15 protein-coding genes are annotated in these 15,674 nt (G+C 46.8%); 8 read left to right on the plus strand and 7 right to left on the minus strand.

Features of this window, described 5'->3' with window-relative positions:
* Positions 1 to 106 precede the first annotated feature (106 nt).
* Positions 107 to 1,474 carry a M28 family metallopeptidase gene (locus M1D98_RS18590; RefSeq protein ID WP_456279842.1) on the plus strand — a complete coding sequence of 456 codons (1,368 nt, stop codon included), beginning with the start codon at positions 107 to 109 and terminating at the stop codon, positions 1,472 to 1,474.
* A 28-nt stretch (positions 1,475 to 1,502) separates the two neighbouring features.
* Here M1D98_RS18590 and ywaC read toward each other — a convergent pair whose 3' ends face one another.
* Together ywaC and M1D98_RS18600 are read right to left on the minus strand one after the other, a co-directional pair.
* A complete protein-coding gene (gene ywaC, locus M1D98_RS18595; protein WP_100739848.1) occupies positions 1,503 to 2,135 on the minus strand; it encodes a GTP pyrophosphokinase YwaC in 633 nt (210 codons plus the stop codon).
* Positions 2,136 to 2,276: 141 nt separating this feature from the next.
* Complete coding sequence (locus M1D98_RS18600; RefSeq protein ID WP_121643580.1) at positions 2,277 to 3,212, minus strand: 1,4-dihydroxy-2-naphthoate polyprenyltransferase; 936 nt, start codon at positions 3,210 to 3,212, stop codon at positions 2,277 to 2,279.
* A gap of 448 nt (positions 3,213 to 3,660) precedes the next feature.
* On the opposite strand from M1D98_RS18600, the gene M1D98_RS18605 reads away from it, so the two are divergent.
* The 7 genes from M1D98_RS18605 (at position 3,661) to M1D98_RS18635 (ending at position 10,034) form a co-directional block, all read left to right on the plus strand.
* A complete protein-coding gene (locus M1D98_RS18605; RefSeq protein ID WP_039075082.1) occupies positions 3,661 to 3,810 on the plus strand; it encodes a teichoic acid D-Ala incorporation-associated protein DltX in 150 nt (49 codons plus the stop codon).
* Positions 3,811 to 3,827: 17 nt separating this feature from the next.
* Positions 3,828 to 5,339: a D-alanine--poly(phosphoribitol) ligase subunit DltA gene (dltA, locus tag M1D98_RS18610; protein ID WP_456279843.1), complete on the plus strand. Its 1,512-nt coding sequence runs from the start codon at positions 3,828 to 3,830 to the stop codon at positions 5,337 to 5,339.
* Positions 5,336 to 6,523, plus strand: coding sequence for a D-alanyl-lipoteichoic acid biosynthesis protein DltB (gene dltB / locus M1D98_RS18615; RefSeq protein ID WP_121643582.1), 1,188 nt, complete (start codon positions 5,336 to 5,338; stop codon positions 6,521 to 6,523). The genes dltA and dltB overlap by 4 nt, the downstream gene beginning before the upstream one ends.
* A 16-nt stretch (positions 6,524 to 6,539) precedes the next feature.
* Positions 6,540 to 6,776, plus strand: coding sequence for a D-alanine--poly(phosphoribitol) ligase subunit DltC (dltC, locus tag M1D98_RS18620; RefSeq protein ID WP_039075079.1), 237 nt, complete (start codon positions 6,540 to 6,542; stop codon positions 6,774 to 6,776).
* Positions 6,776 to 7,954: a D-alanyl-lipoteichoic acid biosynthesis protein DltD gene (gene dltD / locus M1D98_RS18625; RefSeq protein ID WP_456279844.1), complete on the plus strand. Its 1,179-nt coding sequence runs from the start codon at positions 6,776 to 6,778 to the stop codon at positions 7,952 to 7,954. The genes dltC and dltD overlap by 1 nt, the downstream gene beginning before the upstream one ends.
* Before the next feature lie 88 nt (positions 7,955 to 8,042).
* Entirely contained in the window at positions 8,043 to 8,801 is a 759-nt protein-coding gene (locus M1D98_RS18630) for an SDR family oxidoreductase (protein WP_121643585.1), read from the plus strand.
* A 141-nt stretch (positions 8,802 to 8,942) separates the two neighbouring features.
* A complete protein-coding gene (locus tag M1D98_RS18635) occupies positions 8,943 to 10,034 on the plus strand; it encodes a branched-chain amino acid aminotransferase (RefSeq protein ID WP_039075076.1) in 1,092 nt (363 codons plus the stop codon).
* Between the two features lie 30 nt (positions 10,035 to 10,064).
* Here M1D98_RS18635 and licH read toward each other — a convergent pair whose 3' ends face one another.
* From licH to licR, 5 genes are all read right to left on the minus strand, one after another.
* Positions 10,065 to 11,393 carry a 6-phospho-beta-glucosidase LicH gene (gene licH / locus M1D98_RS18640; RefSeq protein WP_121643586.1) on the minus strand — a complete coding sequence of 443 codons (1,329 nt, stop codon included), beginning with the start codon at positions 11,391 to 11,393 and terminating at the stop codon, positions 10,065 to 10,067.
* Positions 11,390 to 11,722, minus strand: coding sequence for a PTS lichenan transporter subunit IIA (licA, locus tag M1D98_RS18645; RefSeq protein WP_039075074.1), 333 nt, complete (start codon positions 11,720 to 11,722; stop codon positions 11,390 to 11,392). Before licA ends, licH begins: the two co-directional genes overlap by 4 nt.
* Before the next feature lie 18 nt (positions 11,723 to 11,740).
* On the minus strand, positions 11,741 to 13,099 hold the full coding sequence (gene licC, locus M1D98_RS18650; RefSeq protein WP_121643587.1) for a PTS lichenan transporter subunit IIC: 1,359 nt from the start codon (positions 13,097 to 13,099) through the stop codon (positions 11,741 to 11,743).
* Positions 13,100 to 13,114: 15 nt separating this feature from the next.
* On the minus strand, positions 13,115 to 13,423 hold the full coding sequence (gene licB / locus M1D98_RS18655; RefSeq protein ID WP_003218755.1) for a PTS lichenan transporter subunit IIB: 309 nt from the start codon (positions 13,421 to 13,423) through the stop codon (positions 13,115 to 13,117).
* 128 nt (positions 13,424 to 13,551) lie between these two features.
* Positions 13,552 to 15,477: a transcriptional regulator LicR gene (gene licR / locus M1D98_RS18660; protein WP_121643588.1), complete on the minus strand. Its 1,926-nt coding sequence runs from the start codon at positions 15,475 to 15,477 to the stop codon at positions 13,552 to 13,554.
* Between the last annotated feature and the right edge of the window lie 197 nt (positions 15,478 to 15,674).

The raw sequence follows: 15,674 nt of genomic DNA on the forward strand, positions 1-15,674 counted from the left end.
TGCAGGTATAAAGCACTGTCTTTTCAAAAATGCTCTCCATTTTGCAGGAAATTCCCTTAGCTTCCCGAAATATTCCCCATCCATACATTAGGGAGGGTTATTTCCGATGAAAAAGCTTTTGACTGTAGTGACGTTGGCTGTTTTAACTGCCGGAACAGTTCTTTTGCCGCCACAAAGTATCACCCCTGCCGCGCGTGCTGTACAAATATCAGATAGCGAGCGAGAGCTTCCTTTCAAAGCAAAGCGTGCGTACTCAACCATTTCCCAGCTAAGTGAAGCCATCGGCCCCAGAATAGCCGGAACGGCCGCTGAAAAAAAGAGCGCCCTGTTCATTGCTTCATCCATGAGAAAAGTAAAGCTTGATGTGAAGGTACAACGATTCGATATTCCTGACCGGCTCGAGGGAACGCTGTCTTCAGAAGGAAGCGATATTCTTCTACGGGCGGCATCCGGCTCAGCCCCGACTGACAAACAAGGGCTGACGGCTCCGCTTTTCAATGCCGGCTTGGGCTACCCAAAGGACTTCACCGCTGACGCCAAGGGCAAAATCGCCTTGATTTCCAGAGGAGACCTTACGTTTTACGAGAAAGCCAAACATGCTGAAGCCGCCGGAGCCAAGGCTGTCATCATTTATAACAACAAAGAAAGCCTCGTGCCTGTGACGCCAAATCTGTCAGGCAATGAAGTCGGCATCCCTGTCGTCGGCATTAAGAAAGAAGACGGAGAAGCCCTTGCCCAGCAAAAAGAAGCAACCTTACACCTAAAAGCATTCACAAACCAGACCTCCCAGAACATCATTGGGATCAAAAAACCGAAGAACATCAAACATCCAGACATTGTGTACGTGACGGCCCATTACGACAGTGTTCCTTTTTCGCCCGGAGCAAATGACAACGGCTCAGGCACCTCTGTCATGCTGGAAATGGCGCGCGTCTTAAAAAGCGTTCCTTCTGATAAAGAAATCCGCTTTATCGCTTTCGGCGCAGAAGAGCTGGGCCTGCTCGGCTCATCTTATTATGTAGATCATCTGTCGGAAAAAGAGTTGAAACGCAGCGAAGTGAACTTCAACTTTGACATGGTGGGCACAAGCTGGGAAAATGCGTCTGAGCTGTATGTCAACACATTGGACGGCCAATCGAACGATGTTTGGGAATCCAGTCGGACGGCCGCTGAAAACATCGGGTTTGACAGCCTGTCTCTGACACAGGGAGGGTCATCCGATCACGTGCCATTCCACGAAGCCGGTATTGATTCCGCCAACTTTATTTGGGGAGACCCGGAAACCGAAGAAGTCGAGCCGTGGTATCACACCCCCGAAGACTCGATCGAGCATATCAGCAAAGATCGCCTCCAGCAGGCCGGCGATCTTGTGACAGCCGCTGTCTATCAGGCTGTGAAAAAAGAGAAGAAACCGAAAACCAATAAGAAACAAATGAAGGCCAAAGCCTCTGACATTTATGAAGATATCAAATAAAAAAGACGGCACTTAGCTGCCGTCTTTTCTAATCCACCTCTTTCTTTATCCCCAGCATTTTCTCATCAAGATAATGGGCGATCTCCGCTGCTTCCTTCAGTTCGTCTGTTAATTGCTTCGGAACGTCATTATTCAATTTATAGTAAATTTTATGTTCAAGGCTCGCCCAGAAATCCATCGCGATCGTCCGGATTTGAATTTCCGCTTTGACATATTCCACACGGTTTGTTAAATTCACAGGCATCTCAATGATCAAATGCAGGCTTCGGTAGCCGTTCGGTTTTGGCGTCTGAATATAATCCTTCACCTTTACGATTCGCAAGTCATCATGCTGCTTTAAGACATTCACGACATTATAAATATCAGAAATAAAGGAACAAATGATGCGCACACCGGCAATGTCGTGAATGTGCTCTTTCATTTCCTTCGTCGTAATCTCGCAGCCCTTTCTCATTAACTTATTCACGATGCTTTCAAAGCTTTTGACACGGGATTTCGTATGTTCAATCGGGTTGTGTCCGTGAATAAGGTTATACTCCTGGCTGATAATGGAGAACTTTGTATCCAGTGCATCCAGCGCAAATTTATAAACTAATAATTCATTTTTCCAATCTTCCATTACTGTTTTCAAATCGTCCATATGCGTTACAGATAAATCCATTTCCATCATCTCCTTTAACGGACCTTTATCCGCTGTCCATGTACTAGACGTCCTTGCTTCCAGTATGGTTTTGTGAATTTTTTTACAAAATGCGGTCTAATGTAACAAAAAAAGACCGCACGAAACATACGGTCTTTCTTTTTACCGGAAGTAACTGATCAATAACCCGATCGAGAGCAGGAATCCGAAAAATGTGTTGGTTTGGGCTGTGGATTTCATCGCCACAATCATGTTCATCGGCAATTCTTTTCGGACGAAACCCTTCACTGCCTGAACCGGCTTAGGCACGCTCAAAAAGACGACAAACAGCCACGGGCTAGCGGCACCGGTGATGACCAAGCCGACAACCCAAATATAAGCGACAGCAAACGACGCGGCTAAGAGCGTGACAGCTCCCTTATGCCCCATCAAAATCGCCAATGTTTTGCGTCCGCCTTTTTTGTCCTCTTCAATATCGCGAATGTTGTTCGATAGGTTAATTGCGCCGACAAGAATTGCAATCGGGATCGAAATCAAGATGCTTTGCAAATTGATTTTATCTGTCTGAATGAAAAACGAAATCAGCACAAACACCGAACCCATGCAAATGCCCGAGAATAACTCACCGAACGGCGTGTACGCAATCGGCAGCGGCCCGCCTGTATACAGGTATCCGATCGCCATGCCGACGAGGCCGATCAGAGCCAGCCACCAGCTGCTGCTTGCGCAAATATAGACGCCGAGCAATATAGCAATCCCATATGATGCAAGGGCTAATTGCAAAATCGTAATTGGCTTCATTCCGTGGCGTACGATCGCCCCTCCGATTCCGACAGATTCTGCTGTATCTAACCCGCGTTTAAAATCGTAGTATTCATTAAATAAGTTCGTCGCGATCTGGATCCATAAGCAAGAAAACAGCATAGCCAGAAACAGCAGCAGATCAACCTTGACATAAAACATCGCCAATACTGTTCCGAGCAGCACAGGCACAAATGATGCCGTTAACGTATGAGGACGGGTTAACTGCCAAAGGATCTGCCCCATGCTTTCTTTTTCCGGCGCAGTCTGACCCTCACCCTTATTTGTTTGGTTCATCTTCCTCTTCCTTTCTATTAAAAGGCTTACTTTTTTTCAGCCGGCGCTTTGATAAAAACTCCTTTTGCTTCCTTATCTATCATAATGACTTCTCCCCCATTTCACAAGATACCGAAAGAAGGCGTTTTCTTTCTTATTATACGCTTTCCGCCCCGATTTCATCAGGTTTCTGCTTTCACTAGAACGAACAGATACAGAAAAATTTTTTTAAGTGCTTTACGCTTTTTAAAAGTTAAAAAGATCGTTTTAACCCCTTGTGTCTTATCCTTTTATTATAAATGATCACCAGGCAATTCATTTTTTTCCCTATCAGGCATAAAGATTCATTTTCAATAGAAAAACGCCGATATATTTATTTGAGGGAGTTTAGGGAAAAGATGAAACTTTTTGCGCACCTAATCGTCAATACTCATGTGATTGTCGAAAAAACGGGAAAGGAACTTTTGATATGCTGCAATTGATGAAACAGCTGTATGAAAAGCCCGCTGTCAAGTGGACATGTCATACAGGTTTTTATTTGATTATACTTCTTGTTTTGTTTTTCATGTATGGTTTTCACACCGCGAATACCGGTTCATATATTTATAACGATTTCTAATTGGAGAGAGAATAACGATGAAACTTTTACATGCTATTCAAACACATGCGGAATCTTATCCGCAAACCGATGCCTTCCGCTCTCAAGGCCAGTCGCTCACATATCAGGAATTATGGGAGCAGTCTGACCGTGCGGGTGCCGCGATCCAAAAACGCATTTCTGGGGAAAAGAAATCGCCTATCCTTGTGTACGGCCATATGGAGCCGCACATGATCGTTTCCTTCTTAGGAAGCGTCAAAGCGGGACACCCTTATATTCCCGTTGACCTGTCGATTCCGTCCGAGCGGATTGCGAAAATTATCGAAAGCTCTGGAGCAGAATTGCTGATCCACGCAGCCGGGCTTCCAGTTGACGAACTCGGCCAGCAGATTCAGGCGGTTTCAGCAGAAGAACTGCTGGAAAACGCGGACGGCACTGTCAGCCAAGATCAATGGGTCAAGGATCACGAGACGTTTTACATCATTTACACTTCCGGAAGCACGGGAAATCCTAAAGGCGTGCAGATTTCCGCCGCGAATCTTCAAAGCTTCACAAACTGGATTTGCGCAGACTTTCCAGTTAACGGAGGAAAAACATTTTTAAACCAAGCGCCGTTTTCATTTGATTTATCAGTCATGGACCTTTATCCGTGCCTTCAATCAGGCGGAACGTTACACTGCGTGACAAAAGATGCTGTGAATAAGCCGAAAATATTATTCGAAGAGCTGAAAACATCTGGTCTGAATGTGTGGACATCAACACCTTCCTTTGTGCAAATGTGCCTGATGGACCCGGGTTTCTCACAAGACTTGCTGCCTGATGCGGACACCTTTATGTTTTGCGGGGAAGTTCTTCCGGTTTCTGTTGCAAAAGCGCTGCTTGAGCGTTTTCCGAAAGCAAACATCTTTAATACGTACGGCCCGACCGAAGCCACAGTGGCTGTCACATCGGTTGAAATTACGGATGATGTCATCAGCCGCAACGAATCGCTGCCAGTCGGCTTCGCCAAACCTGATATGAACATGTTTATTATGGATGAACAGGGACAGCCGCTTCCTGATGGAGAAAAAGGAGAAATCGTCATTGCGGGGCCAAGCGTAAGCCGAGGCTACCTTGGTGAGCCTGAGCTGACGGAAAAGGCGTTTTTCTCTTATGAAGGCCAGTGGGCATACCGGACTGGTGATGCTGGCTATATCCAAGAGGGTCAGATTTTCTGCCAAGGACGTTTGGATTTCCAAATCAAACTTCACGGCTATCGAATGGAGCTCGAGGAAATCGAAGTCCATGTGAGACAGTCTCAGTACGTTCGCTCTGCTGTCGTGATTCCGTATCAGCCAAACGGAACAGTTGAATACCTGATCGCGGCTATTGTGCCTGAGGAGCATGAGTTCCAGAAGGAATTCCAGCTGACAAGCGCCATTAAAAAAGAGCTTGCCGCTTCCCTTCCAGCGTATATGATCCCGAGAAAATTCATTTACCAAGATCACATTCAAATGACGGCTAACGGAAAGATTGACCGGAAACGCATCGGCGAAGAGGTTCTTGTATGACGCCTTACAGTTCGTTTTTATTCTTTATACTGCTTGGCATTCTCCTTCTGCCGACGATCATTCTCGGCCTGAACGGAAAAAGATTTCAAGCATACAACATGTTCATATCTATCATTATATTGGCATTAATTTTTTCGCACGACGTACACGGGGTCATCGCACTGTGTCTGTTTACGATATGGCAGGTGCTTTTGATCAGCGGCTACTTGGCGTACAGGCAGAAAGCGAATAGCGGCTTTGTCTTTTGCGGAGCTGTGATCGCGGCGATTCTGCCTTTATTTTTGTCGAAAATATGGCCGTTTCTTTCACACCCGCAGCCGCATCACCCGGCACATAACCTGATCAGCTTTTTAGGGATTTCATATTTAACCTTTAAAGGCGTTCAGCTGATTATGGAAGCAAGAGACGGTCTGCTGAAGGAACAGCTGCCGCTCCACCGCCTGCTGTATTTCATCCTGTTTTTCCCGACGATTTCCTCCGGCCCGATCGACAGATACCGCCGGTTCGTCAAGGATGAACAGAAGGCTTGGACGAAAGACGAATACGCCGATCTATTATATACAGGGATTCATAAAATCTTTATCGGTTTCCTGTACAAGTTTATTATCGGCTACGCAATCAACACGTACTTCATCATGAACCTTCCCGCGATCACGCATCATAAGATTCTCGGGAACCTGCTTTACATGTATGGCTACAGCATGTATTTATTCTTTGATTTTGCCGGCTATACGATGTTTGCCGTCGGGGTCAGCTATATTATGGGCATTAAATCACCTGAAAACTTTAATAAACCGTTTATCAGTAAGAATATTAAAGATTTCTGGAATCGCTGGCATATGTCTCTGTCCTTTTGGTTCAGGGATTATGTGTTTATGAGATTCGTATTTTGGATGACAAAGAAAAAGTGGATTAAAAACCGCATGGCCGTCTCAAACATCGGGTATTTCCTGCTGTTTATGCTGATGGGGGTTTGGCACGGGCTTGCGCCGCAATATATCATCTACGGCCTCTATCACGCCGTGCTGATGACATGTTACAACTTTTTCGAGAAGTGGAATAAGAAATACAAATGGCTACCGTCCAACCGCTGGACAACCGCTCTTGCAATTGTGATCACTTTCCATTTCGTTTGCTTCGGATTTTATATTTTCTCAGGAAAACTATTTCATCACCACCATTAAAGGAGAATAGAAAGCTATGGAATTTAAACAAGAGGTATTAGACGTTTTAGCAGAGGTTTGCCAGGATGACATCGTAAAGGAAAATCCTGATATTGACATTTTTGAAGAAGGTTTGCTTGATTCTTTTGGAACAGTAGAATTGCTGCTTGCGATTGAAAACCGTTTTGATATTTTAGTGCCGATCACTGAATTTGACCGGGATGTTTGGAATACGCCTAACAACATTGTAAATCAGCTGTCTGAGTTGAAATAATGAAAAAGCGTTTTTTCGGTCCAATTATTTTGGCGTTTATTCTATTCGCAGGCGCCATCGCAGTTCCATCTTCATGGCTGTCAGGCTTCATTACCGATAAGCGGGTGAAAGAGTCGGCAACAGCCTTGAACCCGAGTATGTTTCAAGGGCTTTATTTACAAGATCAAATGCTCAAAGATCCGGAATACCTTCCGATTTACGGATCTTCTGAGCTTTCCCGGCTGGACGAGTTCCACCCATCTAATTATTTTCAGGTGAACAATGAGGGGTTCACGCCGTACCTTGTCGGCAAAGGCGGATCACAGTCATTGATTCACTCTTTAAACTTCGCTGCCCATATGGATCAGCTGAAGGGCAAAAAAATCGTATTCATCGTGTCTCCGCAATGGTTTATTAAGCGCGGGTCTGATGAACAGCATTTCGCGCCGAACTATTCTGCGCTGCAAGGGCTTGATTTGGCATTTAACGAGCAGATCGACTCCGATGTGAAAAAGAAAATGATGAAACGCATGCTGCGCTTTAAGGCCGTGCAAAATGACGCGATTCTATGCGAGCTGTACAAAGCAATCGTAAACGGCCAAACGTGGAAAGTGAACGCGCTGAAGCCGGCGGCAAAAGTCTATTACAGCATGCTGGAAAAGAAGGACATGTATTATTCAGCGACGGAGTCATCCGGTCCAAAGCGTTATATCTCGCAGTCAGTAAAGGACCAGTCATGGTCTGAATTAAATAAACTCGCAGATCAGTCAGGAAAACGCCACTCAGGGTCTAACGATTTTTACATTGACAATCCTGTTTATAAAAAGCTGAAGCCGAAAGTGCCTAAGCTGAAAGGGAAAAACAAAGGAAAATCGTATGCAGTGTCACCGGAATACGGTGATTTTGAGATGATGCTTGATATCCTGAAGGATGCGGGGGCAGAGCCTATGTTTGTCACCATCCCTGTTAACGGAAAGTGGTACGACTACACTGGCTTCCCGAAAAAAGGACGTACTGATTATTACCAAAAGGTGAATAAACAGATCAAAGCCAAGGGCTTCCAGGTTGCTGATTTCTCAAAGCATGAATACGATCCGTATTTCATGAAAGACACCATTCACATCGGCTGGAAAGGCTGGGTGTATGTCGATAAAGCAATTGACGAATTTTATAAAACTGGAAAAGTCACATCATCCTGAGCATCTCATAGGACGCGGCTGCATATTTCCTGCTAAGATTTGAAATAGTAAAGGAATCACAGCCAACTGAATAAGAGGTGTTACATCAATGAAGATGACAGGCAATACCGTGTTAATCACAGGCGGATCTGCGGGCATCGGGCTTGAGCTGGCCAAGCGGCTGCTGGAACTCGGCAATGAAGTCATTATTTGCGGGCGCAGCGAAGCGCGTCTGACAGAAGCGAAGCACAAGCTCCCAACCATCCATACAAAGCAATGTGATGTTGCAGACCGTTCGCAGCGGGAAGCATTGTATGAATGGGCGGTAAAGAAATTCCCAAATCTGAATGTTCTCGTCAACAACGCCGGCATTCAAAAGGAAATCGACTTTACAAAAGGGACGGAAGAGCTTTTTGTGGACGGAGATGAAATTGAACTTAATGTCCAAGCGCCTGTCCATTTATCAGCCCTTTTCACGCCTCATTTGATGAAGCAGCCCGAGGCGGCAATCGTTCAGGTCACATCCGGGCTTGCGTTTAACCCGTTAGCTGTTTATCCGGTGTACTGCGCAACGAAAGCGGCCCTTCACTCGTTCTCGCTTACGCTGAGACACCAGCTCCGTGACACAAGCGTGGAAGTGATTGAAATGGCGCCGCCTATGGTTGACACGGGTTTAAACCAAAAATCACGCGATAAACAAGGCCTGACGTACCGCGGCATATCAGCCGAAGAATATGTTCAGTATTTCTTGGACGGGTTGAAGGAAGGCAAACAAGAGATTACAAATGAACGTGTCGAAGGTCTTCGGAACGCCACTCGAGCCGATTACGACAGGGTGTTTGAGCAAATGAACACGCAGGAGAATTAATGTCTCCTGCTTTTTTCTTATGAATTTCTTACAAATTTGAGCAAACCTATTGCGAATATTTGTTGAAGGTATACAATAGAATATAAATTATTTTCAAATAAGTTTGATAATACAAACAATTTAACAACAGGGAGATTGACCATGACTAAACAAGAGATTCGCGTTGAATTGACAACGGCAAAAAAACCGAAACCAGATGCAAATCAGCTTTCGTTCGGAAGAGTGTTTACAGACCACATGTTTGTAATGGACTATGCGGCGGATAAAGGATGGTACGACCCAAGAATCATTCCTTATCAATCCTTTTCAATGGATCCGGCTGCAATGGTATATCACTACGGCCAAACCGTGTTTGAAGGGTTAAAGGCTTACGTCACAGAGGATGACCATGTCCTGCTTTTCAGACCGGAAAAAAATATGGAGCGCCTCAATCAATCAAACGACCGCCTTTGCATTCCGCAAATCGATGAAGAACAGGTACTCGAGGGCTTGAAACAGCTTGTCGCGATTGATAAAGACTGGATTCCGAATGCGGAGGGCACATCCCTTTATATCCGCCCGTTCATCATCGCCACCGAGCCTTTCCTTGGTGTTGCGGCATCTCATACGTATAAGCTCTTTATCATTCTCTCCCCGGTCGGCTCTTATTATAAAGAAGGCATCAAACCAGTCAAAATCGCTGTTGAAAGTGAATTTGTCCGTGCGGTAAAAGGCGGAACGGGAAATGCCAAAACCGCTGGAAATTACGCTTCAAGCTTAAAAGCGCAACAGGTAGCCGAAGAGAAAGGATTTTCTCAAGTGCTCTGGCTGGACGGGATTGAGAAGAAATACATTGAAGAAGTCGGGAGCATGAACATCTTCTTCAAAATCAACGGTGAAATCATAACGCCGGTGCTGAACGGAAGCATCCTGGAAGGCATCACGCGAAATTCTGTCATCGCCTTGCTGAAGCATTGGGGACTTCCTGTTTCAGAACGGAAAATTGCGATCGATGAGGTCATCCAAGCCCATAAAGACGGCATCCTTGAAGAAGCCTTCGGAACTGGTACAGCAGCAGTTATTTCTCCAGTCGGCGAGCTGATCTGGCAGGATGAAACACTTGCGATCAACAACGGCGAAACAGGAGAAATCGCAAAAAAACTGTATGACACGATTACTGGCATTCAAAAAGGCGCTGTCACAGACGAATTCGGATGGACGACCGAAGTCGCAGCGCTTACTGAAAGCAAGTAAAAAAACCGGCCCACTGAAGGCCGGCTTTTTTTACGCTTCAATTTTGTTAAAGAACTGCGGCAGGTACGCTTTGTGCGCCTCCAGCATGTCGTCTAAAATCTCTTTTGCCACTGTGTCGGACGGAACGAGCGGGTTAATCGTCATGGCGAGGAGCGCTGTTTGATAGTCGCCTGTAACCGCCGCTTCTGCCGCGACACGCTCAAAGGATTTGATTTGCTGGACGAGGCCCCTGACAGATACCGGCAAGTCGCCGACAGCAATTGGCTGAGGGCCGTTTTTCGTCATTACACAGTTCACTTCCACCGCGGAATCGTCTGGGATACTCGCGATTGCCCCGTTATTCATCGTGTTCACCGGCTGAATGTCGTGTTTATCATTGTAAATGGAGCTGATTAAATTACACGCGGCATCGCTGTAATAAGCACCGCCCCGTTTTTCCAGCTGCGGCGGTTTGATCGCGAGATTCGGGTCTTTATAAAGGTCAAACAGTTCTTTTTCAACCTTCTGCACAACTTCAGCGCGGGTGCCTTCCGTTTGTGATGCTTCCAGTTCGTGCTCCAGCATTTCTTTTGTTTTGAAGTAGTAACGATGGTAGCCGCAAGGGATGATATTGAGCGCTTTTAAAAATTCCGGCTCCCATTCTGCGCCTGCGATGTTTTTCATTGTCATCGCGTTTTTCGGGTCCCCCATCGCTTCGATGACTTGATCCTTCACACTGACGCCGTCCAGAAAAACATCAAGCCCGAACACCATATGATTCAGTCCGGCGAATTGGACGTCTACGCGGTTCACATCCACATCAAGCGCTTTGGCCACGCCCATTTTGATGCCAATTGGAACGTTACAGAGACCGACGACTTTCTTCAAGTTGGAGTAGCGAAGCAGTGCTTCTGTCACCATGCCGGCCGGGTTTGTGAAGTTAACGAGCCATGCGTTCGGGCAAAGCTCTTCCATGTCCTTTGCGATTTCAAGGATGACCGGAATCGTGCGCAACCCTTTAAACAAGCCTCCCGGGCCGTTCGTTTCCTGGCCGATGACGCCGTATTTTAATGGGATGCGCTCATCCTTGGCTCTTGCCTGCAGAAGTCCGACGCGGAATTGAGTCGTGACAAAGTCTGCGTCTTTCAGCGCTTGTCTCCGGTCGAGCGTAAGATGAATGTCGATCGGGACACCGGCTTTTTCAACCATCCGTTTGGCGAGCGTGCCGACAATATTGAGCTTTTCTTCGCCCTCCGGGATATCGACGAGCCATAATTCACGAACAGGCAGCTCATCATACCGTTTAATCAACCCTTCCACGAGCTCGGGCGTGTAGCTTGAACCTCCGCCAATCGTTACAATCTTCAATCCTTTTGTCATATGCTTGCTCCCCTTTGCTCGGTAATCTTTTCATATAACGCTATGATTTCCGCCGCCATATCCTTCACTGTCATCGCATTCATTAAATGATCCTGTGCATGAACCATCAGAAGCGTCATTTCCGTTTTTTCTCCGCCCGCTTCACTTTGGATCAGCTCTGTCTGATAGTGGTGGGCTTTTGACAATTCCTCTGCGGCTTCTTGAAGCTTGTTCCGCGCTTCTTCTGCGTCACCGCTTTTCGCAGCGGCAATGGCCTCCATTGCGGAGCTTCTTCCGTTTCCTCCGTGAAGGATGATTTGAAAAATAATGTGCTCCATTTTCTCATTCACGCGATTCACTTCCTTTCTCTAGAGAGCCGCTTCTTTGTCATCTAATATGGCCGGCTTTTGAGTTAGCTCCAGATCGGTTTCTTCTTTCAGCTTCTGCTTATCCCACATTCTAAAAAACGGATAGTAGACAACAAAGGATACAACGATATTAATGGCTTGCATGACCGCGCCTGAGACTTTCCCCCCTGTCGCCAAGTACCCTGAAAAGATCGGCGGCATGGTCCACGGCACTGCGATTCCCGCCGGTTTGGCGACAAGGCCGGTGCTCATTCCGATGTAGGTGAGTGTCAGTGTGACAAGCGGCGTGATGATAAACGGAAGCAAGAGCATCGGGTTCATGACGATCGGCATTCCGAAAATAATCGGTTCGTTGATATTAAAGATGGCCGGCCCGATCGCAAGCTTGCCGAGCTGTTTCATTTGTTTGCTTCGGGCGCGCAGGAACATCGTGACAACCAGTGCCAAAGTGGCGCCGCTTCCGCCGATATTGACCCATATATCGAAAAACTGCTGGGTGAAAATCTTAGGCAGCTCCTCACCGGCTTGGAAGGCAATCCTGTTGGCATCCATGGCGCCATACCATATTGGTGCCATGACGCCGCCGACAATGTTAGCTCCGTGAAGTCCGCAGGCCCATAGAAGCATTTTGACAGCTTCTGCCACAAGGCTCCCCCCGAGGCTTCCTCCAAGAATAGAAAGCGGCGTTCCAAGTAAAACGCTTACAATATTATGAAGGCTTTCAAACGGTGTCGCTTCAACAATCAGCCGGGCCGCCCAAATCAGGAAGATGACGGCAAAGCCGGGAATTAACGCGACAAATGACTTGCTGACTGCCGGCGGAACGCCATCCGGCATTTTGAAGACCAAATTGCGCTGGATAATGAGGCGGTATATCTCTGTCGAGACCATCGCGATAATCATGGCGACAAACAGGCCTTTACTCCCCATCAGCGAGAGCGGGATTCCGCCGCCGACCATGATTTCTTTCGTCGTACCGTCCGGTATAAACGGCACTTGATAAGGTGTTGCCAATAGAAATGCCGCTAGTGAAATGGCTCCGGCTGACAGAGCGTCAACGCCGTATTTCTCGGCGAGCCGATAGGCGATGCCGAACGCGGCGACAAGCCCCATAATTTCAAAGGTCGCGTCGACTGGATAGGCCAGTTTTTCAGACCAGGAGCTGCCAAACGTTTTTGCCATAAACTCAGCGTATCCCGGGATCGGGAGGTTGCCGATGATGAGAAAAAAGGAACCGATGATAATCAGCGGCATCGTGAGGATGATACCGTCACGCAGCGCCTGCAAATGACGCTGTCCCGCAATTCTTCCCGCTATAGGCATGACCTTTTCTTCTAAGATCTGATTGACTTTATTCACATAGCCCGCCCCTCTCTATGACACATGTCCAAGCTGCTCAGCTGATTTCAGCACTTCCGCCCCGTTGCACGTGCCATAATGGACGGTATTAATGACGTCTACCGGAACCCCCTTTGACTCTCCTAATTTTTTCAGCTGCGGAAGCATGTAACGGACTTGCGGGCCGAGAAGCAGTACATCCGCTTTATCGATATGATTCTGTACAGAATCGCCTGAAACTGCCCAAATGGTATAGTCTTTTCCTTGTTCCTGCGCACTTTTTTCCATCTTGCTTACCAGTAAGCTGGTAGACATTCCTGCTGCACAAACGAGTAATATATTCATATAAAAGACCCCCTAGAGTTTGATCAATTTTGTTATGTCCTGCTGTTGCTATCATCATATTATGAAATCGCTTTCATAAACACTCAAGGTTTTTCCGCAGGAAACGGAAAAAAGGTATATACAGGCTGTCAGCTCGGCATTTTTTTGTCAAACACATCTGACAGCTCTTGATACGAACGGCATTTGATCAGCTGGTTCACCGCTGCCGGGTCATCCAAGATGCTGCCGAGCAATCTATACATGCTTTGCAAATCCGCTTTGTTCTCCTTTTCAACACAAAGCAGACAGACAAATTGAACACGCTGGTCCTCCCAATCTATCGGCTTTTCGAGCGTGCAAACGGCCCAAAACGTCGTTTTTGTCTGCGGAACGAGCGGGTGCGGGATGGCGACAAGATTGCCAAAACACGTTGGCGACATGTCTTCTCTTTCAAAAATGGAATCTATGATTTCTTCATCGGCGTAGCCACAATCAACCGCTTTCTGCCCTAAAAATTGAATCACTTCTTGTTTTGAGCGCAGATCCTTCTGTAAAAAAACGAGTTCTTTTTTTAGGTAGCGGACCGCTTTTTCTTTTTCATCGCTTAGAATGGATTCGATTTTTGTAAAGTCGGTTCCGCCCAAGAGTGTGTTGACCTTTAGCACTGGTACAGGGAGCTCTTTTTTGATCGGAATGGTGCTGATGACTACATCAATAGAGTCATAGGACATTTGGTCAAGACTGTAATACTCAGCGGTTCCAAGAATATCGAGCCGCCTTCCGAAATGGGAGCGGAGTTTTTCTCGCAGCAGCTGGGCGCTTCCCGCGCCAGATGCGCACACAATAATACAGCGTTTCGGCGGGACCTCTGTTTTTTTCCGTTCAATCGCGGCGCCAAAATGGAGAGCCAGATATCCAATTTCGTTTTCATGAATGTCGATGCCCGTCTGTTCCTTTATGACCATCCCTGCAATGATTCCGGCTTCAAAAGCGAGCGGATAATGTTCCTTGATCGCTGCCAGCATCGGATTCCGAAGATTCATGCCGTATCGGTTGCGGCTGATCGCCGGCTTCACATGCAGCGCCAAGCCGATTTTCAGCTCTTTGTCATGCAGAATGCCAAGCTTCAGTTCTCGATCAACGGCTTTGATCATAGCAAAAGTCAGCTGATCGGTTTCTTCGTCTATTGACGTTGTCTCCTCCCCGCATTGTGGCAGCGTCATTCGTTTTGTGCCGAGGAGGTGCATGGCGATATAAGCCGCCTCGTCTTGCGGAAATGTAACGGCGAGAGCTGATTCCAGCTCTTTTATAATGGCTTCGGCAGCCTGATATTCTTTTTGATGCAAGATATGATCCATATCATCCTGAAAAAAAGAAACATAGTTTTCCGTCCTGATCCGTTTACAGGCGATGGCGATATGGATGATGAGGTTATTCAGTCCCAAGTTAGAGAGAGGAATACGGTCGCTTTTCATTTTTTTCAGGATGGCGGACCGGATGATCTCAATTTCTTCTTTTGGCAAAATATCAGCCTTTTCATTCAGAACATCAATCTCCGTTTCTCTTTCATCAACAATGTACTCGGCCATACAGTACCGCATTTGCACCTCGTCCCCGCGCAGTTTGAAGCCGTAATTCGGACGGGTTTCCATGACGATGCGGTAAGGCAGAAGCCGTTTCTTTACTTCTTTTAAATCCGTTTGGAGTGTAGATTTTGAGATAAATAGTTCTTCAGCCAGTTCATCTAGCTTGAGATAATGCTCCGCCAGCAGCAGCCGTTTCATAAGATAGGCCATTCTCTCCTCCGGCAACACCGGCAGGCCCTTTTTTTGCTGAAGCACATCTTGCAGCAGGGTTCTGAATATCTGCTCGTCATGAATGCGGAGCTTGTAGCCGGAGCCTCTGGCCGAGTGGATTAAGGCGCCATGGCCGCTCAGCACGCTTTGCAATTCCTTTATATCATTGCGGACCGTCCGCGCCGTTACGTTTAGTTGCGCGGCAAAAAACGAGCTCGTCACCGGGGCTTCAGCCGCCATCAGCAAGCGCAGAATTTCACGAAGTCGCCCATGAAGCATGAGAAAAACCTCCTATCAAGTAGATGCGGGAATAAAGTGAATAGGCAGAAAGGATGGTGAAGGAATGAAATGTACATAAATTCTATAATGGAGAGAATGGCAAGTCAATGAACATCCGGAGGGCAATAGGGAAAACGGGCCCATAAAAAACAGCCGGGTTCAGCCGGCTATCAGATTGCTGGCAAAAGCCTAACACG

The sequence above is a fragment of the Bacillus sp. K7 genome (genome assembly GCF_053903245.1).

Excerpts from the sequence above, each read along its gene's own strand:
- licH (WP_121643586.1), bottom strand. The coding sequence starts at position 11,393 with ATGACAAAAGGATTGAAGATTGTAACGATTGGCGGAGGTTCAAGCTAC.
- dltC (WP_039075079.1), top strand. The coding sequence starts at position 6,540 with ATGGAATTTAAACAAGAGGTATTAGACGTTTTAGCAGAGGTTTGCCAG.
- M1D98_RS18590 (WP_456279842.1), top strand. The coding sequence starts at position 107 with ATGAAAAAGCTTTTGACTGTAGTGACGTTGGCTGTTTTAACTGCCGGA.
- M1D98_RS18600 (WP_121643580.1), bottom strand. The coding sequence starts at position 3,212 with ATGAACCAAACAAATAAGGGTGAGGGTCAGACTGCGCCGGAAAAAGAA.
- licR (WP_121643588.1), bottom strand. The coding sequence starts at position 15,477 with ATGCTTCATGGGCGACTTCGTGAAATTCTGCGCTTGCTGATGGCGGCT.
- licB (WP_003218755.1), bottom strand. The coding sequence starts at position 13,423 with ATGAATATATTACTCGTTTGTGCAGCAGGAATGTCTACCAGCTTACTG.
- M1D98_RS18635 (WP_039075076.1), top strand. The coding sequence starts at position 8,943 with ATGACTAAACAAGAGATTCGCGTTGAATTGACAACGGCAAAAAAACCG.
- dltA (WP_456279843.1), top strand. The coding sequence starts at position 3,828 with ATGAAACTTTTACATGCTATTCAAACACATGCGGAATCTTATCCGCAA.
- dltD (WP_456279844.1), top strand. The coding sequence starts at position 6,776 with ATGAAAAAGCGTTTTTTCGGTCCAATTATTTTGGCGTTTATTCTATTC.
- M1D98_RS18605 (WP_039075082.1), top strand. The coding sequence starts at position 3,661 with ATGCTGCAATTGATGAAACAGCTGTATGAAAAGCCCGCTGTCAAGTGG.
- dltB (WP_121643582.1), top strand. The coding sequence starts at position 5,336 with ATGACGCCTTACAGTTCGTTTTTATTCTTTATACTGCTTGGCATTCTC.
- ywaC (WP_100739848.1), bottom strand. The coding sequence starts at position 2,135 with ATGGATTTATCTGTAACGCATATGGACGATTTGAAAACAGTAATGGAA.
- M1D98_RS18630 (WP_121643585.1), top strand. The coding sequence starts at position 8,043 with ATGAAGATGACAGGCAATACCGTGTTAATCACAGGCGGATCTGCGGGC.